The following is a 22,871-nucleotide window of genomic DNA, read 5'->3' on the forward strand; positions in this document are numbered from 1 at the left end:
CGGCTCAGGGCACGAGAATCGAGGAGCCGGTCGTCGCCCGCGACTCGAGATCCACATGGGCCTGGCGGGCCTCCTTCAGGGCGTAGCGATGCTGCACTGGGATCTTCACCGCCCCGCTCTTCACCACCGCGAACAGCTCGCCGGCCAGCCCCTCGTAGTCGGCCCGGGTCGCCGCGTAGTGGTTGAGGGTCGGTCGCGTCGCGAACAGCGAGCCCTTGGTCTGGAGGATGTTGATGTTGAACGCCTCGACCTGGCCGGAGGCACTGCCGAACGAGACGAACAGGCCGAGCGGCCGCAGGCAGTCGAGTGAGGCCGGGAAGGTCGTCTTGCCGACGCCGTCATAGACCACGTCGCACAGGGCGCCGCCGGTGATTTCCTTCACCCGGGCCGGGAAGTCCTCGTCGCGGTAGTAGATGACATGGTCGCAACCGTTCGCCTTGGCCAGCTCGCCCTTCTCCTTGGAGCCGACCGTGCCGATCACCGTCGCGCCGAGCTGCCTCGCCCACTGGCAGAGGATGAGGCCGACGCCGCCCGCCGCCGCATGGATCAGGATGGTGTGCCCCTCGGCGACCTTGAAGGTGCGGCGGAGCAGGTAGCAGGCCGTCATGCCCTTGAGCATCATGCCGCCGGCCTCGGCGAGATCGACGCCGTCCGGCACCTTGATGGCGCGCCCGGCCGGCAGGATGCGCTCGGCCGCGTAGCCGCCCAGCGTGATCACGTAGGCGACGCGGTCGCCGACCTTGAAGTCCGAGACGCCGGAGCCGACCGCGGTCACCTCGCCGGCCCCCTCGTTGCCGGCCACGAAGGGAAGCCCGACCGGCGACGGATACATGCCCTGCCGGAAGTAGGTGTCGATGAAGTTGATGCCGCAGGCCACCTGCCGGATGCGGAGCTCGCCCGGCCCCGGCGCCGGAACGTCGATCTCCTCGTAGGTCAGCACGTCGGGTCCGCCGACCTTGTGCACGCGCACGGCAGCCACCATGGCAGTCTCCTTCGGGAATGGGTCCGGGACGGCGCGCCCCGGCATGGGCGAGCCCCGAACGGCAGAGGCCGCCCGGGGGAGCGCCGATCATAGGAAGCCGAGCCGGCCGCGCAAGCGAGGCGAGCCGCCCCGGATGGCCGGGCCGCCGTCAGGGGTAGGCGCCACGCCGGGACGGCGGAGCCGCCCCGCAGGTCGCCCGGCTCAGCGCGGCTCGGGCATCCGGCGCCGGCGCCGCCGCTTGCGCAGCGCGATGATGTTGAACGCCTCGACGGCCCCCGCGAACGCCATGGCGAAGTAGATGTAGCCGCGCGGGATGTGGACCTCGAAGCCGTCGGCGACGAGCGCCACACCGATCAGCACCAGGAAGGCGAGCGCCAGCATCTTGGTGGTCGGATGCGCCGCCACGAAGCGGGCGACGGGGCCGGACGCCGCGTACATCACGGCGACGGCGATCAGCACTGCGGCGACCATGATGCGGATGTCCTGCGCCATGCCGATGGCGGTGACGATCGAGTCGATCGAGAACACCAGGTCGATGACGATGATCTGGCTGATGATCAGCGCGAAGGAGGCGTGCACCATGGTGGCGGTGCCGGTCTCCTGCTCCTCGTCCACCGCCTCCATCTCGCTGTGCATCTCGTGGGTCGCCTTGGCGATCAGGAACAGGCCGCCGGCGATCAGGATGATGTCGTGCCACGAGAAGGCGCGACCGAGCGCCGAGAACAGCGGCTCCGACAGGCTCATCAGCCAGGTCAGGGTGAACAGCAGCAGAATGCGGAACACGAGCGCGAGCCCGAGCCCGAGCTGGCGGGCGCGGTCGGCGATCTTGGGGTCGAGCCGTGACACCAGGATCGAGATGAACACCACGTTGTCAATGCCGAGGACGATCTCGAGCGCGCTCAGGGTCACCAGGGCGGCCCAGGCGTGCGGGTCGGTCAACAAGTCGAGCATGGGGGCGTGGCTTTCTCGGATCGGGTGGGCGTCCGCCGGCGCACCGGCAGGGGACTAATCCAGAACGGCAGGGCCGGGTTCGCCGGCCGCGGAGCGACCGACGATCGCGGGGTGACGGCAGAGTGGCGGCCGGCCCCGCGACGGCCGACCAACGCTTCGGGAGGCATCGGGTTCCGGCCGCGACGAGGCGGTGGCGCGACAGGCGCTGCTCTGCCGGCGCCGCGACGCCGGCTCATGCGGGCCGCGCGGCCGGCCACTGGGCCACCACCGCGTCGCCGATCAGCCACGCCCCGATCAGCAGGAACACGACGCCGATCGCCTTGCTGAACCGGGTGGTCACGGCGATCTTTTCGGCCCCCATGACGAGGCCGAGGATTGCCATCCACACCACGTTCATGGCGCCGACCGCGAACATGACCAGCATCATGGCCCAGCAGCAGCCCAGGCAGAACAGCCCCTGCCGGGCGCCGAGCCGGACCACCGTCACGGGGTCGCTCGACCACCGCACCAGGAAGAACGGCACCGGCCGCTGGCAGCGCGTCACGCAGGCGTATTTCAGCGCCGAGAACTGGTAGACGCCGGCCCCGATGAACACCGCGCCGGAGAACAGCGGGCTCGCCGACGCCATTGCCGGATCGAGCAGCGCCAGCCGGACGAGGCCGGCCTGGAGGAGCGCGGCGACCACCGCGAAGCCGAGCCAAACTCCGGTATAGCCGGCGATCAGCGCCACCGGCGAGGCGACCCGCTCGCCGCGGCGGCGCGCGACGGCCGCCAGATCCGCATAGGCCAGCACCATCGGGCCGGCGGTCGGCAGCATCATGGCGACCGCCATGGCGGCCCACATCAGGACCAGCGTGAGGAGAGCGCCCGGCCCGGCGGCGGCATGGTGGCCGAAGCTCGGGCCGCAGATCGCTTCGGCCAGCGCCTTGAGAAGACCGTCCGGCAGCTCGCCGCCGAACAAGAGGTCGAACACCCCCATGCCGGGGCCGAGCGCCGCCGCCCCGCCGTGGCCGCCCAGCATGCCGGCGACCATCAGGCCGAGATAGACCCAGCCCAGCCCCGTCATCAGGCCGAGGCTGATCACCGCGACCAGGAGCGGGCGCGACCACAGGGGCGCCGGGGCTTCGGGGCCGTCCGGCGGGACCGCGATCTCGGGCCGATGGGGGGTGTCGGTCATCGCGACGCCCGTTCTAGCGCATCCCGGCGACCGGCGAAATCGGCGACTGCGACGGTTCGGCCCGGTTTGTCCCCTCCGTCCCGTCCGGATAGAACCGGAGGATGAATCGAGGATGCGACATGACGGCGACCGGGACGGCGACGGTGGACACGGCGACAGACACGACCGCCGAGGTGGTCGTGGTGGGCGGCGGGCCGGCCGGCCTGACCGCCGCCGTGGCGATCGCCTCGACGGGGGCCGCCACCGTGCTGGTGGCGGGCCGCCCCGCGCCGCGCGACAACCGCACCACGGCGCTGCTCGCCGGCTCGGTCGACGCCCTGCGGGCGCTGGGCGTGTGGGAGAGCTGCCGGGGCCAGGCCGCGCCGCTGCGGTCGCTGCGCATCGTCGACGACACCGGCCGGCTGTGGCGCGCCCCCGAGGTGCGCTTCGAGGCGACCGAGATCGGCCTCGACGCCTTCGGCTGGAACATCGCCAACCGCGACCTCGTCGCCGCCCTGGAGGCGCGCGCCGCCGCGATGCCGAACCTGACGGTGCTGGCCGAGGATGCCGCCGGGGTCGCGTTCGCGCGGGAGAGCGAGCGTGCCACCGTCACGCTGACGTCGGGTGGCTCGGTGACGGCGCGTCTGGTGGTCGGGGCGGACGGCCGCCGATCGCCCTGCCGGGAGGCCGCCGGGATCGCCACCCGGGGCTGGACCTATCCCCAGACGGCCCTCACCTTCAATCTCAGCCACTCCCGAGAACACGAGGATACTTCTACGGAATTCAACTCCGCCCAAGGGCCGTTCACGGTCGTGCCCCTGCCCGGCCGCCGGGTCAGCGTCGTCTGCGTCGTGGCGCCCGCCGAGGCGGCCTGGCTGCAATCGCTGACACCCGACGCCCTGAACGCCGAGGTCGAGCGGCGCTGCCACGCGATCCTCGGCCGGGTCACGGTCGAGCCGGGCCGCGGCGTGTTCCCGCTCGCGGTCGAGACCGCCCGCAGCTTCGCGGCCGAGCGGCTGGTGCTGGTCGGCGAGGCAGCCCATGTGGTGCCGCCGATCGGCGCCCAGGGCCTCAATCTCGGTTTCCGCGATGCCGCCACCGTGGCCGAGCTGGTCGCCGACGCGATCCGGGCCGGCGACGACCCCGGCGGGCCGGCCGTCACGGCCGCCTACGAGCGCCGGCGGCGTGCCGACGTCACCACCCGCACGCTGGCCGTGGACCTCCTCAACCGCAGCCTGCTCAGCGATCTCCTGCCGGTCCAGGGGGTGCGCGGCCTCGGCCTGTGGCTGCTCGGCCGGGTCGGGCCGCTGCGCCGCGCCGTGATGCGCGAGGGGGTGGTGCCGGCCTTCGCCGAGCCGAAGCTGCTGCGCGGCGAGCCGCTGGCCTGACACGGCGCCGCGGCGCCCCGCCGGCCTCCGCCCGCCCTCACCCGAGCAGCGGCAGCCGGCCCGACTTGATCAGCCACAGCACGCCGGTGACGGTGAACACCGAGGCGACGATCCCGTACATCACCAGGCTCGACGTCTCGGCCACGAAGGTGTCGTACTGGCGCGCCAGCACGAACACGCTCAGCGCCGTCGGCAGGGCCGCCAGCAGCACCGCGGTGTGCACCCAGGTCTCAGCGAACGGGCCGAGCAGCCACAGCAGCACCAGCACGATCACCGGGTGGACCAGCAGCTTGACCGCGATGGCCACCGGCATCTCGACCGTCACCGCATCGACCGGCCGACACGCCACGGTGACGCCGAGCGCGAACAGGGCGCAGGGCGCGGCGGCGTTCTGAAGGAACTGGAGCAGCCGGTCCAGCGCCACCGGCGGCTGGAACCCGACCGCCGCCGACGCCACCCCGAGGGCGCTCGCCACGATGAACGGATGCAGCAGGATGCGCCGCATCACCAGCCCGGCGGTGGCGAGCCGGCTGTGCCCGCTGCCCCGCCCGGCGAGCGTCATCAGGAACGGCGCCAGCGAGAACACCAGCAGCGTGTCGAAGCAGAAGATCAAGGCGACCGGCGCCGCCGCCCCGGCGCCGAGCGCCGACACCGCGAGGCCCGGCCCCATGTAGCCGACATTGCCGTAGGCCCCCGCGAGACCGACGATGGTGGCGACCCTGAGCCGCCCGCGCTCCAGGGCGAGCGCCAGCCCGAAGGTCACCACGAAGGCCGCGAAGGTGGCGAGCGTGGTCGCCAGGATGAACGAGACCTGGGTCAGCTCGGCCGCCGGGGTCTGCGACAGCACCCGGTAGAACAGCGCCGGCAGCGCCACGTAGATGACGAAGAAGTCCATCCAGGCGAGCCCGGCATCCGGGATGCGGGCGAAGCGGCCGCACGCCATGCCGAGGAAGATCAGGCCGAAGAACGGCAGGGCGAGATTGAGGACGTCGATCATGGGCGCGGGCGGCTAAAGTTGCAGCGGGGAGCCGAGCCGCCCGGCTTGGCGGACGGCGGCGCTTCCTCTAGGTTGGGCGGAGACCAAGCGATCCTACTTAGATCATTCCACGGCGGCCGGCGCAGCCCCGCGCGCGCAGGACGCATGCAAAATCGCGGCGCGTCCGGATTCTGGGCATCGCGCGCGCCAGTGTCGTCGGGTTGGCCCAGCGGCGGAACACGGTCGATGAAGCTGCCACGCAATTTCTACAAGCCGCTCGCCATCGGGGCGCCCGCCCCCTGCCGCGAGCTTCCGGTGCGGCTGGAGCGGATGATCCACTTCGTCCCTCCGCACATCGAGAAGCTGCGCGCCAAGGTGCGCGAGCTGACCGGCCAGGTCGACGTCGTGCTCGGCAACCTGGAGGACGCCATCCCGGCCGACGCCAAGGAGGAGGCCCGCCGCGGCTTCATCGAGATGGCCAAGGCGAACGACTTCGGCGCCACCGGCCTGTGGGTGCGCATCAACGCCCTCAACTCCCCCTGGGTGCTCGACGACCTGATGGAGATCGTCGAGGCGGTCGGCTACAAGCTCGACGTGGTGATGATCCCGAAGGTCGAGGGGCCGTGGGACATCCACTATCTCGACCAGCTCCTGGCCCAGCTCGAAGCCCGCCACGGACTGCGCAAGCCGATCTTCATCCACGCCATCCTGGAGACTCCGGAAGGCGTCAACAATGTCGAGCGCATCGCCACCGCGTCGCCGCGGATGCACGGCATGAGCCTCGGCCCGGCCGACCTCGCCGCCTCGCGCGCCATGAAGACCACGCGGGTCGGCGGCGGGCATCCGGAGTACAAGGTGCTGGCCGACGCCACGCCCGGCGGAGAAGCCCGCGCCGCCTTCCAGCAGGACCTGTGGCACTACACCCTCGCCCGCATGGTGGACGCCTGCGCGGCGGCCGGCATCAAGGCGTTCTACGGCCCGTTCGGCGACTTCTCCGATCCGGACGCCTGCGAGGCGCAGTTCCGCAACGCCTTCCTGCTCGGCTGCGCCGGCGCCTGGTCGCTGCATCCCTCACAGATCGACATCGCCAAGCGGGTGTTCTCGCCCGACCCCGACGAGGTCAAGCTCGCCCACAAGATCATCACCGCCATGCCGGACGGCACCGGCGCCGTGATGATCGACGGCAAGATGCAGGACGACGCCACCTGGAAGCAGGCCAAGGTGGTGGCGGACCTCGCCCGGCTGGTCGCCGCCAAGGACCCGGAGATGGCAGCCCGCTACGGATTGTGAACCCTGGGCTGCGGGCCGGAGACTGTTCGGCGCGATGAAGCTGCGCTATTTTCCCGCGCATGAGGAAGGCGCGCGTCGGAAAATATGCCATCGGCCAGGTGGTGCGGCACCGGATCTATCCGTTCCGGGGCGTCATCTTCGACGTCGATCCGGTGTTCGCCAACACCGACGAGTGGTACGAGGCGATTCCGCCCGACGTGCGGCCCCACAAGGACCAGCCGTTCTACCACCTGTTCGCCGAGAACGCCGAGACCGAGTACATCGCCTACGTGTCGGAGCAGAATCTGCTGCCCGACGACTCCGGCGAGCCGGTCCGCCATCCGCAGGTGTCGGAGGTGTTCGAGCGCGACGAGGACGGCTCCTATCGCCGCCGCTTCGGGGCGCTGAACTAGGGCATTCCACCCCGCTCGGTCCCGCGCAAGCGGGACTCCAGCCTCTTCGCAACAATCGCTTTGCAGCGTGGCCCCTGGCCCCGCCTTCGCGGGGACGAGCGGAGCAAGCATCCCCGGATGTCGCGGCGCTCCATCCGGGCTACGGCCGGCCACGCTCCGAAGCCGGCCCCGCCCCCGTCCCGCAAGCAACAAAAAAGCACGCCCAGAGGCGCGCTTTTCCGACTGTCTTGATGTGTCGCCTCAGCGACCCGGAGTGGCGGCCGCGCCGGCGCCGCCCTGCTGCTCCAGCTTCTTGCGCGCCTCCTCGGCCCGCTTCTGGAGCTCCTCCTGGAGCTTCTTCTGCTGCTCCTCGAACACCTTCGGGTCGGTGGGTGGCCCCTCGTTGGCCTTCTTGAAGTCGCCGAGCGGCACCGGGAAGCTGATCGCCGCCCCGGCCAGATTGATGGCCTGGATGGTCAGGAGCTGGCCGCCCTTGAGCTTCGTGATCATGTCGGCGGTCGCTTCGTAGTCGGCCATGCAGCCGTTGGCGAAGCAGGTGAAGAACGGCGCCGTCATCGGCTGCTGCTGATCGACGATCAGCCGGGTGCCGTACTGGAGCTGGAGGGGCGACGGCAGGGTGATGCGGAACAGCTTCTTGGGCTCGCCCTCGGGCTCGATCAGGGCGGCCGCGATCACCGGCTGGCCAGCCTCGGTGCGGGCGTCCTTGCCGGTGAAGCACACCTGCTTGGCATTGGCGTCCTGGCCCTTGCCGCAGAACTTCGCCCACGGCGAGTAGATGAGCTGCGGCATCTGGGGCTGGCCGCCCTGCTGGGCCTGGCCGGCCGGAGCCTGGCCCTGGGCGGGCGCCGGAGCCGGCTGGGCGGCCGCCGGCGGACGGGCGGGCTGCGCCGGCTGTGCCGGGCGAGCCGGCTGCGCCTGGGCCGGACGGGCGGGCTGCGCCGGCTGGGCCGGCGCCGGCTGCTGGGCGTGCACCACGCCGGCCGCGGTCACCGCGGAGATCGACACGAGCGCCGCCGTTGCCTTCAAGAACGATCGCCGCACCGGGCGCCCCGGTGCGAGTGGGCTCAGACGGGTCATCGATATCCTCTTCAGTTGCCGTATCGCGGCAGGTGCCGTGGCATAAGACTCGGCGGACGGCGACGCGCATCCCCTGGCGAGGCTGTAACACCGTCTAAATGAGGCAGTAAAGTGACCCGGCGGGTCGCCGGAGGCGCTCCGGCCGCGGTTTCCGGCGACGTTCGACGGCCGTCCCGGCGCAATGGTGCCGGACGGCCGGGGATCGCCGTCCTCCGGCACACGATACCGCTCCGCGCCGGCCCCGCGCCAGCGCGCCGTGCTAGCGTTGTGCCCCGCACCGCCCGAATCGGGGTTCTCGCGCGTGAGAAGGCCGCTCCGCTCCGCTCTGTCCCGCCGCGCCGTGCTGGCCGGCGCCGCCGCCCTGGTGGTGCCGCGCGGCACGGGAGCCGGTGCCGCCGCGGCCGACACCACCGCCGCATCTCCGTTGCCCGGACCTCCGTCGCCCGGACATCCGCCGCCTCACGCCATCGCGATGCACGGCGAGCCGGCGCTGCCGCCCGGCTTCGCCGCCTTCCGCTATGTCGACCCCGCCGCCCCCCGGGGCGGGCAGCTCACCCAGGGGCTGCTCGGCACCTTCGACAGCCTCAACCCGTTCGTGGTGCGCGGCATCGCGGTCTCGGCGATCCGCGGCTACGTGATCGAGAGCCTGCTGACGCGCAGCTACGACGAGCCGTTCACGCTGTACGGCCTGCTGGCGAGCGGCGTCGAGACCGACCCGGCCCGCACCGTCGTGACCTTCACGATCGATCCCGATGCCGCGTTCGCGGATGGCCGTCCGGTCACCGCCGAGGACGTGCTGTTCTCCTGGCAGCTCCTGCGCGACCGGGGACGGCCGAACTTCCGCACCTATTACACCAAGGTGGCGGAGGCGACGGCGCTCGATCCCCGCACGGTGCGGTTCGACTTCGCCGGCAGCCAGGACCGCGAGCTGCCGCTGATCCTCGGCCTGATGCCGGTGCTGCCGCGTCATGCGGTCGATCCCGAGCGGTTCGAGGAGACGACGCTTACGCCGCCGCTCGGCAGCGGCCCCTACCGGGTCGAGACGGTCGATGCCGGCCGCAGCGTGACGCTGGTCCGCAACCCGCGCTACTGGGGCCGCGACCGGCCGGTCAATCGCGGCCTGTGGAACTTCGACACCATCCGGCTCGACTGGTACCGCGACGACAACGCCTGGTTCGAGGCGTTCCGCAAGGGCCTCTACGACGTCCACGCCGAGACCGACCCGGGCCGCTGGGAGACCGCCTACGACTTCCCGGCGGCGCGCGACGGCCGCGTCGTCCGCGAGGAGTTCCCGACCGGGCTGCCGCGCGGCATGGCGGCCTTCGTGTTCAATACCCGCCGGCCGGTGTTCGCCGACATCCGGGTGCGCGAGGCGATCGTCCGCCTGTTCGATTTCGAGTGGATCAACCGCAACCTGTTCTTCGGCCGCTATCGCCGCACCGCGAGCTTCTTCGAGGGCAGCGAGCTGTCGTGCCGCGGCCGCCCGGCCGACGCCGCCGAGCGCGCCCTGCTCGCCCCCTTCCCGGATGCGGTGCGGGCCGACGTGATGAACGGCACCTTCGCGCCACCCGTCAGCGACGGCTCGGGGCGCGACCGCGCCGCCCTCAAGGCCGCCCTGGCGCTGCTGGAGGATGCCGGCTGGGTGTTCGAGGGCCAGACGCTGCGCCACGGCCGCACCGGCGCCCCCCTCGCCTTCGAGATCCTGGTCACCAGCAAGGACCACGAGCGCCTGGCGCTCGCCTTCGTGCGCACACTGCGGGCCGCCGGGGTGGTGCCGTCGATCCGGGTGGTCGACGCCGTCCAGTTCGAGCAGCGCCGCATCCAGTTCGACTTCGACATGATCCCGAACCGCTGGGAGCAATCGCTGTCGCCCGGCAACGAGCAGGCGTTCTACTGGGGCTCGGCCGCCGCCGACACGCCCGGCAGCCGCAACTACATGGGGGTTCGCTCGCCCGCCATCAACGCCATGATCGCGGCACTCCTCGCGGCGACGTCGCGGGAGGCGCTGGTCGCCGCCGTGCGGGCGCTCGACCGGGTGCTGGTCTCGGGCCACTACGTCGTGCCGCTGCACCACCTGCCGGCCCAGTGGGTGGCGCGGTGGACGACCATGGAGCACCCGGCCGCGACCTCGCTCTACGGCTGGCTGCCGGAAACCTGGTGGCGCGCGCCGGGCCGCTAGATACTCTGTGGTCATCTCGATTCGCGGCGCGGATTCGGTCCGCCCGCCCGACCGGAGACCCTGGCCCATGATCCTCGGCGACTCCTCGCCCGACGGGTTGGTGCTCGCCCAGCATGCCGGTCGGGTGACCCTCGACGACCTGATCGCCCGGGCGGTCGGCCGGACCCCCGACGCGCCCGCCCTCGTCGACGGCCCGAACCGCGAGGCGACGCTCGGCGGCCCGCCGCTGCGGCGGAGCTTCGCCGAGGTCGACCGCATCGTCTCCGCCATCGCGCTGCGGCTGCGGTCGCTCGGCCTCCAGACCGATCATGTCGTGGCGATTCAGCTTCCCCACAGCGCCGAGGCGGTGCTGACCCTGCTCGGGGTGCTGCGCGCCGGCCTGATCGCGGCGCCCATCCCGCTGCTGTGGCGCCGCGCCGAGCTGGCCCCGGCGCTCGCCCGGGTCGGCGCCAAGGCGATCGTAGCCGGCGGCCGGGTCGGCGACACCGATCTCGCCGCGCTCGCCATGGCGGCCGCCGCCGAGACCTTCACGGTGCGCGCCGTCTGCGGCTTCGGCTTCGGGCATGATCTGCCGGACGGCATGGTGCCGCTCGATCCACTGCTCGACGTCGCCGCCGCTCCGGCCTTCCCGCCGGTCGAGCGGCCCGTCAACCCGGCCGCCCATGTGGCGGTCGTCACCTTCGACAGCGACGCCGGCGGCGTGCCGCTGCCGGTCGGCCGCAGCCATGTCGAGCTTCTGGCCGCCGGCCTGTCAGTCGCGCTCGAATGCCGGATGGAGCACGGCAGCGCCATCGTCTCGACCCTCCAGCCGGCCTCGCTGGCCGGCCTCGCCACCGGGCTGGTGCCGTGGCTGCTGCTCGGCGGCACGCTGGCGCTGCATCCGCCATTCGATGCCGCCGCTCTCGGCGGCCAGCTCGACGCGCTCGACGCCCGCGTGGTCGCGGTGCCGGGGCCGCTGGCGGTGCGGCTGCACGAGGCCGGCGTGCTGGCGCGGGCGCCCCATCTCCAGAGCGTCGTCGCGGTGTGGCGGGCGGCCGAGCGGCTGCCCGGCGCCGCCGAATGGACGCGGCCCGACTGCGCGCTGGTCGATGTCCAGTCGTTCGGCGAGATCGGCCTGATCGCCGCCCGACGCGGTCCCGATGGCCGGCCGGCCGCCATCGCGGCCGGCGCCGTCACGGCGCCGCGCACCACCCCGGGAGCGACGCTGGTCGCCGAGATCGCCCGCACCGAGCACGGCACCCTGGCGATCCGCGGCTCGATGGTGCCGCGCTTCCCGTTCCCGCCCGGCGCCGAGCGCAGCTCCGGGCCGTTCCTCGCGATCGCGCCGGATCTCTATGTCGACACCCGCCAGCCCTGCCGGATCGAGAAGGACAGCCGCGCCCTGGTGGTGACGGCGCCGCCCGCCGGCTTCGTCGGCATCGGCGGCTACCGGGTGGCGCTCGGCGAGATCGAGCGGCTGACCGACGCGATCGTGCCCGGCACCACGCTGCTGACATCCTCATGGGCCAGCGGCTGTTCGGCCATGCGGGCCATGGCGACGCGACCCGGGCGGCGCTCGCCGAGCGCGGCGTCTCGCCGCTCGTGGTCGCCGCCTTCCGGGACCGCCTCGGCCCCGATGCGACGGGCGATGCCACGGCTGAGACCGCCGCCGCCTGAGCCTGCGTCGGACGCACCCGCATAGCCCGCCGGGACGAGCATTGACTCGCCATTAACAGCATCCCTTTAGGCTTTCCGACATTCGGGGAGGGGGTATGCCGATGTCGTTGCAGGGTCCGGTCGTGGTCATCGCCGAGGATGTCGATCCGATCCTCGTGCAGGCGCTCGAATCGACCGGCGCGGCCCCCGTGGTCGAGACCCGGTGGGCCGATGCCGCCGACGTGGTGGCCGCCACCGAGCCGGCCGGCATCGTCGTGCCGCAGGCGCCCGCCGCCGTGCCGCCCGCCGCGATCGATCGGCTGGCCGACGTGCTCGCCGAGTTCCAGGTCTACACGCCGCTGCTGGCGGTCCCCGCCGACGATCTCGCCGACATCATGCCGGAGGCGTTGCCGCTGTCCGCCGATGCAAGCTGCGACGGCATCGCGGCCCGTCTGGCCGCGGCCCAGCGGGTGCGGACCCTGCACGCCACCGTGGCGCGGCGCGCCGCGCTCCTGACCGAGCACGACATCGATCCGGCCTCGTGGCCGACCCACGACCCGCTCGACGACGCCACCGTGATGGTGGTCGGCCGCGGCCGCAGCTATCCGGCGCTCGGCACCGCGGTCGGCGAGCGGCTCGGCCTGATCGGCGCCCTCGGCATCGAGACGGCGGCGCGCCATCTCAACGCCCGCGACGTCGACGGCATCGTCATCGGTGACGGCTTCGGGCCGCGCACCCTCGAAGCCTTCCTGACCGCGCTCTCCGAGGACCCTCGCTTCCGCGACCTGCCGGTGGCGCTGGTGCCGGAGCTGCCGGCGACCTTCGACCAGGCCCGGCTGCCCAATCTCGAATGCCTGCCGGGCGCGCCCGCCGCCGTGGTCGCCGCCATCCTGCCGCTGGTGCGCCAGCACGCCTTCGAGGCGCGGCTGCGCCGCCAGCTCGCCGCGCTCGACGCCCAGGGCCTCGTCGACGCCCACACGGGCCTGTTCACCATCGCGGGCTTCCTGCGCGATCTCGCCCGCGCCGTCGAGGATGCGCAGGCGCGCGGGCTGGCGCTGTCGCTGGCGCGGTTCTCGTTCCCGTCCGGCCTCGACCAGCGGGCGAGCCTCGACGCCGCCCGCCTGGCTGGTCGCCTCGTGCGCAACGTCGACTTCGCCTGCCGGGCGAGCGACGGCTCGCTGCTGGTGGCGTTCTCGGCCACCCCGCTCGACAAGGCGCACGCGGTGGCGCGCCGCATCGCCAGCGTGCTGCGTCACACCATGCTGGCACCCGCCGACGATCAGGCCGGCCGCATCGACGCCGCCGTGACGCTGGCGACGCTCAAGTCCACCGACACGGTGGAGTCGCTGCTCGCCCGCGTCTCCGACCCGGCGCCCGTCGTCGCCGCATAGCCCCGCACCGTCGACGGCGAGCCGAGTCCACTTCGCCGGAAAATGCTCTAGGCTCCGGGCGTTCTTCCGCGCCGGAGCCCCCGCATGTCCGACCCCACCGCCCTGCCCGCGATGCCCGTCGACGTCGTCTCGGACGTCGTCTGTCCCTGGTGCTACATCGGCAAGCGCCGCCTGGAGCGCGCCCTGGCGACGACGCCCGATTTGCCGTCGGTGGTGCGCTGGCGCGCCTATTTCCTCAATCCGTGGGTGCCGCGCGCCGGCATCTCACGGACCGAGTATCTGACCACCAAGTTCGGCTCGGTCGACCGCTACATGGCGAACGTGCCGCGGATCGCCGCGGCGGCCGCCGACGAGGGCCTGCGCTACGACGCCGAGGCGATCGCCCGCCAGCCCAACACGATCGACTGCCACCGGCTGATCCGCTGGGCGGACGCCGCCGCCGGCCCGGACGGGGCCGCCCGCATGAAGCAGCGACTGATGGACTTGTACTTCGCCGAGGGCGCCGATCTGACGCGCCGCGACGTGCTGGCGGAGGCGGCCGCGAGCGTCGGCCTCGATCGCGACGCCGTCGCGGCGCGGCTCGCCACCGATGCGGACGAGGCCGCCGTGACCGAGGAGGCGGAAGCGGCGCAGCGGGCCGGCGTCCAGGGCGTGCCGTGCTTCGTGCTCGGTGGCGTGCTGGCGATCTCGGGCGCCCAATCGCCGGACTATCTCGCCGAGGCGCTGAGCCGCGCCCACGTGGCGTTCCGGGACAAGCTGGCGACCGGCGAGATCGCCGATCCGACCGCGCGGCCGTATTGATCGACGGCGCGGCAACACTCTCATGTCTTCCTTACGTCTCCCCGCCTGCGGGGAGAGGTCGACGCGCCGAGCCCGGCGAGGCGTGTCGGGTGAGGGGCGAGTTCTCCGGCGATGCACGGCGTGATCAGGCGCCGAGACCGAGCACATATCGCGCCCCCCTCACCTCACCCGCCGCGCTCGTGCGAGCACTCGCGCGGCACCCTCTCCCCGCAGGCGGGGAGAGGGTTGGTCGTGGCCAGCCCTCACTCCGTCTTGCAGACGTCGACCCATTCGGCGCCGGTGATCGCCGCGAGCCGCGCCGGCGCGATGCGGATCGCCGCGTGCGTCGAGCCCGCCGCCGGCAGCACCTCGTCGAACGCCGTCAGCGACACGTCGCAGTAGATCGGCAGCGGCGTCGCCAGACCGAACGGGCAGACGCCACCGATCGGGTGGCCGGTGATCGCCACCACCTCGTCGGCGCCCAGCATGCTGACCTTGCCGCCGAACACCGCCTTGGCCTTCTTGTTGTCGAGCCGTGCGTCGCCGCGGGCGACGACGAGAAAGACGCGCTCGCCGACGCGCAACGACAGCGTCTTGGCGATCTGTCCCGGCGCGACGCCATGGCCCGCCGCGGCGAGCTCCACCGTGGCGGTCGAGGTCGGCAGCACGAGGACGTCGATGTCGGGGGCCTTCTCGGCCAGGAAGGCGCGGACGGTGTCGAGACTCATGTGACGATCGCTATGAGGATGGCGCGGCGGCTCACGCCGCCTTCTTGGTGGCGATGGCGGCGAGGTCGCGCAGGATCGCGGTCGCCCCTTTCAGGCGGTCGATCGGCTCCTCCCAGTCGTCGAAGAACACCACCTTCATGTCGGGCCGCACCTTCGCCATCACGCCCTGCTTGCGGATGTAGTGGACGAGGCCGGCCGGATCGGCGAACGAGTCGTCGCGGAAGGAGATCACGGCGCCCTTCGGGCCGGCGTCGATCTTGGCCACGTTGGCGCGCCGGCACAGCGCCTTCAGCACCACGGTCTTCAAGAGATAGTCGACCTCGACCGGCATGGCGCCGAAGCGGTCGACCAGCTCGGCCGCGAAGCTGTCGATCTCGCGCTCGTCGTCGAGATCGGCGAGCCGCCGATAGAGCGCGAGCCGCACCGACAGATCCGGCACGTAGTCCTCCGGGATCAGCACCGGCATGCCGATGGTGATCTGCGGCGACCAGCGATCCTCGACCGGGCCGACATCGCCGGACTTGAGGCTCTCGACCGCCTCCTCCAGCATCTGCTGGTAGAGCTCGAAGCCGACCTCCTTGATGTGGCCGGACTGCTCGTCGCCGAGCAGGTTGCCGGCACCGCGGATGTCGAGATCGTGCGAGGCGAGCTGAAAGCCGGCGCCGAGCGTGTCGAGCGATTGCAGCACCTTCAGGCGGCGCTCGGCGGTCGGCGTGATCTTGCGGCCGGCCGGGATCGTGAACAGCGCATAGGCGCGCGTCTTGGAGCGGCCGACGCGGCCGCGGAGCTGATAGAGCTGGGCGAGGCCGAACATGTCGGCGCGATGGACGATCAGCGTGTTGGCGGTCGGAATGTCGAGGCCGGACTCGACGATGGTGGTCGACAGCAGCACGTCGTACTTGCCGTCGTAGAAGGCGGACATCACATCCTCCAGCACCGCCGGCGCCATCTGCCCGTGCGCCGTGATGACGCGGGCCTCCGGCACGTTCTTCTCCAGGAACTCCTTGGCCTCGGCCAGATCCTCGATGCGCGGGCAGACATAGAACGCCTGGCCGCCGCGATAGCGCTCGCGCAGCAGCGCCTCGCGCACGATCAGCGGATCGAACGGTGTCACGAAGGTGCGCACCGCCAGACGGTCGACCGGCGGGGTCGCGATGATCGACAGTTCGCGCACACCCGTGAGAGCGAGCTGGAGGGTGCGCGGGATCGGCGTCGCGGTCAGCGTGAGGACGTGGACCTCGGCCCGCAGCTTCTTCAGCTTCTCCTTGTGGGCGACGCCGAAATGCTGCTCCTCGTCGACGATGACGAGGCCGAGATCCTTGAACTTGATGGTCTTGCCGAGCAGCGCGTGGGTGCCGACCACGATGTCGACCTGGCCTTCGGCGAGGCCCTTCTTGGTCGCCGTCAGCTCCTTCGAGGTGGCCAGCCGTGACGCCTGCGCGACATTGACGGGGAAGCCGCGGAACCGCTGCGCGAAGGTGCGGAAGTGCTGGCGGGCCAGCAGCGTCGTCGGCACCACCACGGCGACCTGCTTGCCGTTCATCACGGTGGCGAGGGCGGCGCGCAGCGCCACCTCGGTCTTGCCGAAGCCGACATCGCCGCAGACGAGGCGATCCATCGGCCGCCCCGCCGCGAGATCGTCCAGCACCGCGTTGATGGCGTTGTTCTGGTCCTCGGTCTCGTCGTACGGGAAGCCGGCACAGAACTCGTCGTAGAGTCCCTGCCCGATCGCCAGCCGCGGCGCCTCGCGCAACTGCCGCTCCGCCGCGATCCTGATCAGCTCGCCGGCGATCTCGCGGATGCGCTGCTTCATCCGCGCCTTGCGGGTCTGCCAGCCGGCACCGCCGAGGCGGTCCAGCTCGACCGCGGTGTCCTCCGAGCCGTAGCGCGACAGAAGCTCGATGTTCTCGACCGGCAGATAGAGCTTGTCGTCGCCGGCGTAGTGCAGCTCCAGGCAGTCGTGCGGCGCGCCCGCCGCCTCGATAGTCTTGAGGCCGACGAACCGCCCGATGCCGTGGTCGACATGGACGACGAGGTCGCCCGCCGACAGGCTCGTTACCTCGGCGATGAAGTTCTCGGCCTTCTTGGAGACGCGGCGCTGGCGCACCAGCCGGTCGCCCAGGATGTCCTGCTCGCCGATGACGGCGAGATCGTCGGTCTCGAAGCCCGACTCGATGCCGAGCACCGCCAGCGACACCTCGACGGCCGGGCGCGCCGCCGCCTCCGGCCAGCTCGCGACATTGCGCAGATTGACGAGCTTGTGGTCAGTGAGCACGTTGCTCATGCGGTCGCGGGCGCCCTCGCTCCACAGCGCGATCACCACCCGCTTGCCGGCGCCCTGCAACGTCTCGACGTGGCGCTTCACCGCCTCGAACACGTTGCCGTCCTGCTGGGCCCGCTCGGCTGCGAAGCTGTGGCCGGCGCGGGTGCCGACATCGACCAGGGTGCCGGCCGCAGCGGCCCCGGCCTCCGGGCTCGCGAACGGCGTGAGGCGGACGAGCGCGGCGTCGGCGAGCGTCTCGCGCCATTCCGCCTCGGTGACATAGAGCCGATCGGGCGGCAGCGGCTTGTAGGGCGGGCCGGCGCCGTCGAGCGTCAGCGCCTGCTTGCGGGCGTCGTGATAGTCGGCGATCTGGGCGAGACGCTCGTGCGCGGCCTCCTCGGCCAGGGGCTCCAGCGCCACCGGCGTGCCCGGCACGTAGTCGAACAGCGTGTCGAGGCGGTCGTGGAACAGCGGCAGCCAGTGCTCCATGCCGGGATAGCGCCGGCCCTCGCTCACCGCGGTGTAGAGCTGATCGTCCGGGCCGGCGGTGCCGAAAGCCGCGAGATAGCCCTGGCGGAACTTTCGGATCGTCTCGGTGATCAGCTGGAACTCAGCGACCGGGACGAGATCGAGGGCGCGCAGCGTGTCCTGGGTGCGCTGGTTGTCGGGATCGAAGGTGCGGATCGATTCGAGCGTGTCGCCGAAGAAGTCGAGCCGCACCGGATCGGAGAGGCCGGGCGGGAACAGGTCGATGATGCCGCCGCGCACCGCGTACTCGCCGGGCTCGCGCACCGTCGCGGTGCGCAGATAGCCGTTGAGCTCGAGCCAGCTCGTGATGCTGTCCATGGCGAGGCGGTTGCCGGGCGCCGCCGAGAGCGCCTGACCGCCGACGAGCCGGCGGGCCGGCACCCGCTGGACGATGGCGTTGACGGTGGTCAGCAGCACGGTCGGCCGCGCGTCGCCCTTGAGTCGGGCGAGCCGCGCCAGCGTGATCATCCGCTCGGCCACGATGGCCGGATGCGGCGAGACGCGGTCGTAGGGCTGGCAGTCCCAGGCTGGGAACTCCATCCGGGCGAGATCGGGCGCGAAGAAGGCCAGCGTGCGGGCGAGCTGCGCCATGCGCGGTCCGTCGCGGCAGATCACCATCAGACTGACGGCGGGCGGGTTCGGCCGGGCCGCGATGGCGCGGGCGAGATCGCCGAGGACGAGGCCCTCGGCCCCGTCGGCGACGCTCGACAGCGTCAGGGCGCGACCGAGCGCGACGCGCTCGGCAGGTGACTTTTGGGGGAGCTTCGGAGCCATCACGTACCAGTCGTCCAAAGTTCGAGCCGTCGTGGCCGGGCTCGTCCCCGCCACGCCGACGTTCCGGCTATCGGGTCGCTCGACCCGCAATGACGTGGATGGCCGGAACGAGCCCGGCCGTGACGGCTTTCGCGGTGATCACTCCGCCGAGGCCGCGTGGTTGAACGCCTTGAGGCGGCGGAACAGCGGGGTGTCGTAGTCGGGAGGGACCGGCTTGGAGCCGTTGATCCAGGCGTAGAGATCGAGATCGGGCGCCGCGCACCAGCCCTCGAACTCCTCCACCTCGGCGTCGGTGAGGTCGCCGATCACGGCGTCGGCGAAGCGGCCGGTGAGCAGGTCGAGCTCGCGGGTGCCGCGCCGCCAGGCCCGGAACAGGAGTCGCCGCCGCCGCTCCGACAGGCCCGCGCTCGATCGTGTGCATCCGGTCATGGGCCCTCTCTCCGGCGCTCGCGCGCCTCTTTCGTCAACGCCGAAAGCCCGGACGGGGCCGGGCGCGGGTTCGATATAGCGGCTGAGGGCCAGTCCGGCAAAGGGTCGCCCATCGGTTCGGCGGGGCGGGTGAACCGCCGGCGCGGTCCGGGTATACGAGTCGGGATTGCGGAAGCGCCACCCGCCGTCCCTGCCGCCCGAGAGCCCCAAAGGCCGACACCGTGCGTCCCGACCTGCTCAACCCGCTGTTCGCCCCGGTCACCGCCCTGCCCGGCATCGCCGCCAAGACCGAGCGGCTGTTCCGCCGGCTGCTCGGCCGCGACGACGTTCCGCGGGTGCTCGATCTCCTGTTCCATCTGCCGTCCGGGGTGATCGACCGGCGCGAGCGCCCGAAGCTCGCCGAGGTCGTGCCCGGCCGGGTGGCCACCATCATGGTCACCATCGACCGGCACCGCGCCCCGCCGCCCGGGCGTTCGCGCGCTCCTTATGTGGTGTATGCCAGCGACGAGACCGGCGACATCGCCCTCACCTGGTTCAAGGCGCGGGCGGAGGTGCTGGAGAAGCTGGTGCCGGTCGGCGAGCGGCGATGGGTGTCGGGCACCGTCGCGCTCTACGACGGCATGCTCCAGATGGTGCATCCGGACCGGGTGGTGGCCGAGGCCGATCTCGCCAAGATGCCGGCGGTCGAGCCGGTCTACCCGCTCACCGAGGGCCTGTCGGCCTACGGGGTGCGGCGCGCCGTCGAGGCCGCCATCGCCCGCCTGCCGGCGCTACCCGAATGGCAGGACCCGGCGTTCCGGGCGCAGTCGCGCTTCCCGGGCTTCGCCGAGGCGCTGCGCAGCGTCCACCGGCCGACGGTGCCGGCCGACCTCTCGCCCGAGAGCCCGGCATGGTCGCGCCTCGCCTATGACGAGTTCCTGGCCGGCCAGCTCGCCCTGATGATGGTGCGGGCCCGGATGAAGAAGGCGGCCGGCCGCGCCACCGTCGGCGACGGGCACCTGCGCGACAAGCTCGCCGCCGCCCTGCCCTGGAGGCTCACCGCCTCGCAGGCCCGAGCGATCGCCGACATCGCGGCCGATCTCGAGAAGCCCGAGCGGATGCTGCGGCTGCTCCAGGGCGACGTCGGCTCCGGCAAGACCGTGGTGGCGCTGTTCGCCTGCGCGGCTGCCGTCGAGGCCGGCAGCCAGGCGGCCCTGATGGCGCCGACCGAGATCCTGGCGCGCCAGCACCTGAAGACCATCGCGCCACTGGCAGAGGCGGCGGGCCTCAGGGTGGCCATCCTCACCGGCCGCGAGCGCGGCCGCGAGCGCACCGCCACGCTGGAGAAGCTGGCGGCGGGCGAGATCGATGTCCTCGTCGGCACCCATGCGATCTTCCAGGAGGACGTGACGTTCCGCGACCTCGCGCTGGCGGTGGTCGACGAGCAGCACCGCTTCGGTGTCCACCAGCGCCTGGCGCTCGCCCGCAAGGGCCACGCCGTCGACGTGCTGGTGATGACCGCGACGCCGATCCCGCGGACCCTCGTGCTGACCTATTTCGGCGACATGGACGTGTCCGAGCTGCGCGAGAAGCCGGCGGGACGGCAGCCGATCGACACCCGCACGGTGGCGCTCGACCGTATCGACGACGTCGTCGCGGCGGTCGGCCGCGCCATGGCGGAGGGCCGGCAGGTCTACTGGGTGTGTCCGCTGGTCGAGGAATCCGAGACCGTCGATCTCGCCGCCGCGCAGGACCGTTTTCGCGATCTGTCGGGGGTGTTCGGCGACACCGTGGGGCTCGTCCACGGCAAGATGCGTGGGTCCGAGAAGGACGCCGCCATGGCCCGCTTCTCGGCCGCCGAAACCATGCTGCTGGTCGCCACCACGGTGATCGAGGTCGGGGTCGACGTGCCGCGGGCGAGCGTCATGGTGATCGAGCACGCCGAGCGGTTCGGGCTCGCCCAGCTCCACCAGCTCCGCGGCCGCATCGGCCGTGGCGCCGAGAAGTCGACCTGCCTGCTGCTCTACAAGGCTCCGCTCGGCGAGGCCGCCAAGGCGCGGCTCGCCACCATGCGGGACACCGAGGACGGCTTCCGCATCGCCGAGGAGGACCTGCGGCTGCGCGGCGAAGGCGACGTGCTCGGCACCCGCCAGAGCGGCCTGCCGGGCTTCCGCGTCGCCCGCATCGAGACCCATGCGGGGCTGCTGGAGGCGGCCCGCAAGGACGCCGCACTCATCCTCTCCCGCGATCCCGAGCTGACATCGGAGCGAGGGGCCGCCCTGCGGGTGCTGCTCTACCTGTTCGGCCGCGACGAGGCGATGCGGCTCCTGCGGGCCGGGTGAGCGCCTATGCTCAAGGTCCGGACGCCGGCGCTCCCTCGCCCCGCGAAGCGGGGAGAGGTGAAGCTCGGTGACGCCTGGCCAGCGGCGCTCCGCCTCACCACACCAGCACGGCGCGGAAGCGCTCGTGCACCAGCGCGATCGGAGTGCCGTCGGCGAGCTCCATGACGGCGCGGTGCTCCAGCACATGGGCGGGCCGCGCGGCCGGCGGCGCGTCGACCAGCACCTCGGGACCGGCGCGCCGCACCAGCACGGTGCGCCGTCGCGGCTGCAACGCCTCGACCGCCTCGCCGAACGGGCAGTCTGTGGTCAGCCGCTCGCGCATCTCCGCCGTCAGCCGGTCCGGAAAGTACCAGTTGTGGGCGTCGGCGACGGCGAGCCCGCCGATGCGGATCTCGACCCGGCGGAATGCCGTGCCGGCGGCGTCGCCGCCCAGCGCCCGCAGGCTGTCGGCATCGAGCGGCTCGGGCGAAGCACCCGCCGCGAGACGCACCGAGGGCGGGCCGTCGGCGAGGCCGCATTCGCGGCACCAGCCTTGCAGCGCCACGGTGGCGAGGCGACTCGCCAGGATACGGTCGCTCAGCACCTCGATTGCGCGCCGACGTTTCGCCGCGGCCGTATCGACCACTGCGTCGCTTTTCGCCACCACCACCATGATACGCCTGCCGTGACGAGTCCTACGGGGCGCTCGCCCGCGCCGGCCCACTCTCGGCCAGGGCGACCGGCGTCTCGTCGGTCCGGCTCGTCGAGCCGTCGCGACCACCCGTGACCTTGTCGGCCGCGACCTTGTCGGACCCGGTCCCCTGCTGGGCGATCTGGGCGGCCTGCGCGGTGGCGGCGAGCGCCGCCAGCTTCTTCTGGGTGTCGCCGCCGTTGGGCTGGATCATGCCGGCGGACATCACCAGCTTGGCGGCTGCCTCGACCGTCATGTCCAGCTCGATCAGCCGGCTCTTCGGCACGTAGAAGAAGAAGCCGGTGGTCGGGTTCGGGGTGCAGGGCATGAAGCAGGAGACGTGCTCCTCGGGCGGCAGCCGATCGGCCACCTGCTGGCCCGGCGGCGCCGACAGGAACACCAGCGACCACATGCCGGGCGACGGAAACTCGATCAGCCCCACCTTGCGGAAGCTCGACCCGGTCTCCGAGAACAGCGTCTCGAACACCTGCTTGAGCCCCTTGTAGAGCGAGCGCACCAGCGGCATGCGATCGAGCAGCCGCTCGCCGAACTCGACCAGCGTCCGCCCCACCAGGTTGGCGGTGAGGAAGCCGAGGGTGGTGAGCGCCACGAACGCGATGATCAGGCCGGTGCCCGGGATGGTCCACGGCAGGTAGGTCTCGGGCCGGTACTGGAGCGGGATGAACGGCCGCACCAGCGCATCCACCCAGGTGACGAACGACCAGGTCAGCCACAGCGTGATGGCGAGCGGCCCGGCCACGACGAGCCCGGTGAGGAAGTAGTTGCGCAGCTTCGCACCGGCGCCGAGCCCGGGGCCGGACGGCACCGGCGGCTTCTCGGTCGCGGCCGGCTTGGCGGATGCCTTGGCGGGCGCGGCTGGCGGCTTCGGCGGATCGGAGACGGTCATGGAACCCTGTAAGGTCGCTCGGAGGTGGCGCGCCAGGGTGAATCGATCGGAGCG

18 protein-coding genes are annotated in these 22,871 nt (G+C 72.1%); 8 read left to right on the forward strand and 10 right to left on the reverse strand.

Translation table 11 applies throughout. The annotated features are described in order from the left end of the window. Window positions 1-4: 4 nt before the first annotated feature. The 3 genes from ACFQUV_RS21320 to ACFQUV_RS21330 all read right to left on the reverse strand — a co-directional run bounded on the left by ACFQUV_RS21320 (window position 5) and on the right by ACFQUV_RS21330 (window position 3,110). The gene (locus tag ACFQUV_RS21320; RefSeq protein ID WP_129609626.1) at window positions 5-982 is read right to left on the reverse strand and encodes a quinone oxidoreductase; all 978 of its coding nucleotides are present in this window, start codon (window positions 980-982) and stop codon (window positions 5-7) included. A gap of 201 nt (window positions 983-1,183) precedes the next feature. Further along, a complete protein-coding gene (locus tag ACFQUV_RS21325) occupies window positions 1,184-1,933 on the reverse strand; it encodes a TerC family protein (RefSeq protein ID WP_111385276.1) in 750 nt (249 codons plus the stop codon). Between the two features lie 232 nt (window positions 1,934-2,165). Beyond that, window positions 2,166-3,110 carry a DUF2182 domain-containing protein gene (locus ACFQUV_RS21330; protein ID WP_129609625.1) on the reverse strand — a complete coding sequence of 315 codons (945 nt, stop codon included), beginning with the start codon at window positions 3,108-3,110 and terminating at the stop codon, window positions 2,166-2,168. A 119-nt stretch (window positions 3,111-3,229) separates the two neighbouring features. On the opposite strand from ACFQUV_RS21330, the gene ACFQUV_RS21335 reads away from it, so the two are divergent. Beyond that, window positions 3,230-4,477: a UbiH/UbiF family hydroxylase gene (locus tag ACFQUV_RS21335; RefSeq protein WP_129609624.1), complete on the forward strand. Its 1,248-nt coding sequence runs from the start codon at window positions 3,230-3,232 to the stop codon at window positions 4,475-4,477. Between the two features lie 37 nt (window positions 4,478-4,514). On the opposite strand, the gene ACFQUV_RS21340 is transcribed toward ACFQUV_RS21335, so the two are convergent. Beyond that, window positions 4,515-5,474 carry an AEC family transporter gene (locus tag ACFQUV_RS21340; RefSeq protein WP_129609623.1) on the reverse strand — a complete coding sequence of 320 codons (960 nt, stop codon included), beginning with the start codon at window positions 5,472-5,474 and terminating at the stop codon, window positions 4,515-4,517. A 225-nt stretch (window positions 5,475-5,699) separates the two neighbouring features. Here ACFQUV_RS21340 and ACFQUV_RS21345 point away from each other — a divergent pair, with 225 nt between their 5' ends. Next, entirely contained in the window at window positions 5,700-6,743 is a 1,044-nt protein-coding gene (locus tag ACFQUV_RS21345; protein WP_111385280.1) for a CoA ester lyase, read from the forward strand. A gap of 59 nt (window positions 6,744-6,802) precedes the next feature. After that, window positions 6,803-7,135 carry a heat shock protein HspQ gene (hspQ, locus tag ACFQUV_RS21350; RefSeq protein ID WP_111385281.1) on the forward strand — a complete coding sequence of 111 codons (333 nt, stop codon included), beginning with the start codon at window positions 6,803-6,805 and terminating at the stop codon, window positions 7,133-7,135. A gap of 240 nt (window positions 7,136-7,375) precedes the next feature. Here the strand turns inward: hspQ and ACFQUV_RS21355 are convergent, their stop codons facing one another. Then, window positions 7,376-8,212: an invasion associated locus B family protein gene (locus ACFQUV_RS21355; RefSeq protein ID WP_129609622.1), complete on the reverse strand. Its 837-nt coding sequence runs from the start codon at window positions 8,210-8,212 to the stop codon at window positions 7,376-7,378. A 301-nt stretch (window positions 8,213-8,513) separates the two neighbouring features. Between ACFQUV_RS21355 and ACFQUV_RS21360 the strand changes: the two genes are divergently transcribed. The 4 genes from ACFQUV_RS21360 to ACFQUV_RS21375 all read left to right on the forward strand — a co-directional run bounded on the left by ACFQUV_RS21360 (window position 8,514) and on the right by ACFQUV_RS21375 (window position 14,218). After that, window positions 8,514-10,391, forward strand: coding sequence for an extracellular solute-binding protein (locus ACFQUV_RS21360; protein ID WP_371851715.1), 1,878 nt, complete (start codon window positions 8,514-8,516; stop codon window positions 10,389-10,391). A gap of 67 nt (window positions 10,392-10,458) precedes the next feature. Continuing rightward, complete coding sequence (locus ACFQUV_RS21365) at window positions 10,459-12,072, forward strand: AMP-binding protein (protein WP_129609621.1); 1,614 nt, start codon at window positions 10,459-10,461, stop codon at window positions 12,070-12,072. 76 nt (window positions 12,073-12,148) lie between these two features. Next, entirely contained in the window at window positions 12,149-13,417 is a 1,269-nt protein-coding gene (locus tag ACFQUV_RS21370; RefSeq protein ID WP_129609620.1) for a GGDEF domain-containing protein, read from the forward strand. Window positions 13,418-13,501: 84 nt separating this feature from the next. After that, on the forward strand, window positions 13,502-14,218 hold the full coding sequence (locus ACFQUV_RS21375) for a DsbA family oxidoreductase (protein WP_129609619.1): 717 nt from the start codon (window positions 13,502-13,504) through the stop codon (window positions 14,216-14,218). Window positions 14,219-14,460: 242 nt separating this feature from the next. Here ACFQUV_RS21375 and ACFQUV_RS21380 read toward each other — a convergent pair whose 3' ends face one another. The 3 genes from ACFQUV_RS21380 to ACFQUV_RS21390 form a co-directional block, all read right to left on the reverse strand. After that, the gene (locus ACFQUV_RS21380) at window positions 14,461-14,925 is read right to left on the reverse strand and encodes a YbaK/EbsC family protein (RefSeq protein ID WP_129609618.1); all 465 of its coding nucleotides are present in this window, start codon (window positions 14,923-14,925) and stop codon (window positions 14,461-14,463) included. A 31-nt stretch (window positions 14,926-14,956) separates the two neighbouring features. Further along, a complete protein-coding gene (gene mfd / locus ACFQUV_RS21385) occupies window positions 14,957-18,490 on the reverse strand; it encodes a transcription-repair coupling factor (RefSeq protein ID WP_129609617.1) in 3,534 nt (1,177 codons plus the stop codon). 138 nt (window positions 18,491-18,628) lie between these two features. Further along, window positions 18,629-18,919 (reverse strand): succinate dehydrogenase assembly factor 2, encoded by a 291-nt coding sequence (locus ACFQUV_RS21390; RefSeq protein ID WP_111385929.1) that lies wholly within the window; start codon window positions 18,917-18,919, stop codon window positions 18,629-18,631. 221 nt (window positions 18,920-19,140) lie between these two features. Here ACFQUV_RS21390 and recG point away from each other — a divergent pair, with 221 nt between their 5' ends. Next, window positions 19,141-21,240 (forward strand): ATP-dependent DNA helicase RecG, encoded by a 2,100-nt coding sequence (gene recG, locus ACFQUV_RS21395; protein ID WP_129609616.1) that lies wholly within the window; start codon window positions 19,141-19,143, stop codon window positions 21,238-21,240. Between the two features lie 94 nt (window positions 21,241-21,334). Here recG and ACFQUV_RS21400 read toward each other — a convergent pair whose 3' ends face one another. Together ACFQUV_RS21400 and ACFQUV_RS21405 are read right to left on the reverse strand one after the other, a co-directional pair. Continuing rightward, window positions 21,335-21,823: a hypothetical protein gene (locus tag ACFQUV_RS21400; protein ID WP_129609615.1), complete on the reverse strand. Its 489-nt coding sequence runs from the start codon at window positions 21,821-21,823 to the stop codon at window positions 21,335-21,337. 91 nt (window positions 21,824-21,914) lie between these two features. Further along, window positions 21,915-22,817, reverse strand: a complete 903-nt coding sequence (locus ACFQUV_RS21405) for a DUF502 domain-containing protein (RefSeq protein WP_129609614.1) — start codon at window positions 22,815-22,817, stop codon at window positions 21,915-21,917. Window positions 22,818-22,871: the final 54 nt, after the last annotated feature.

Origin of the sequence: Rhodoplanes sp. P11, assembly GCF_964266735.1 — a bacterium.
GTDB lineage: Bacteria > Pseudomonadota > Alphaproteobacteria > Rhizobiales > Xanthobacteraceae > Rhodoplanes > Rhodoplanes serenus.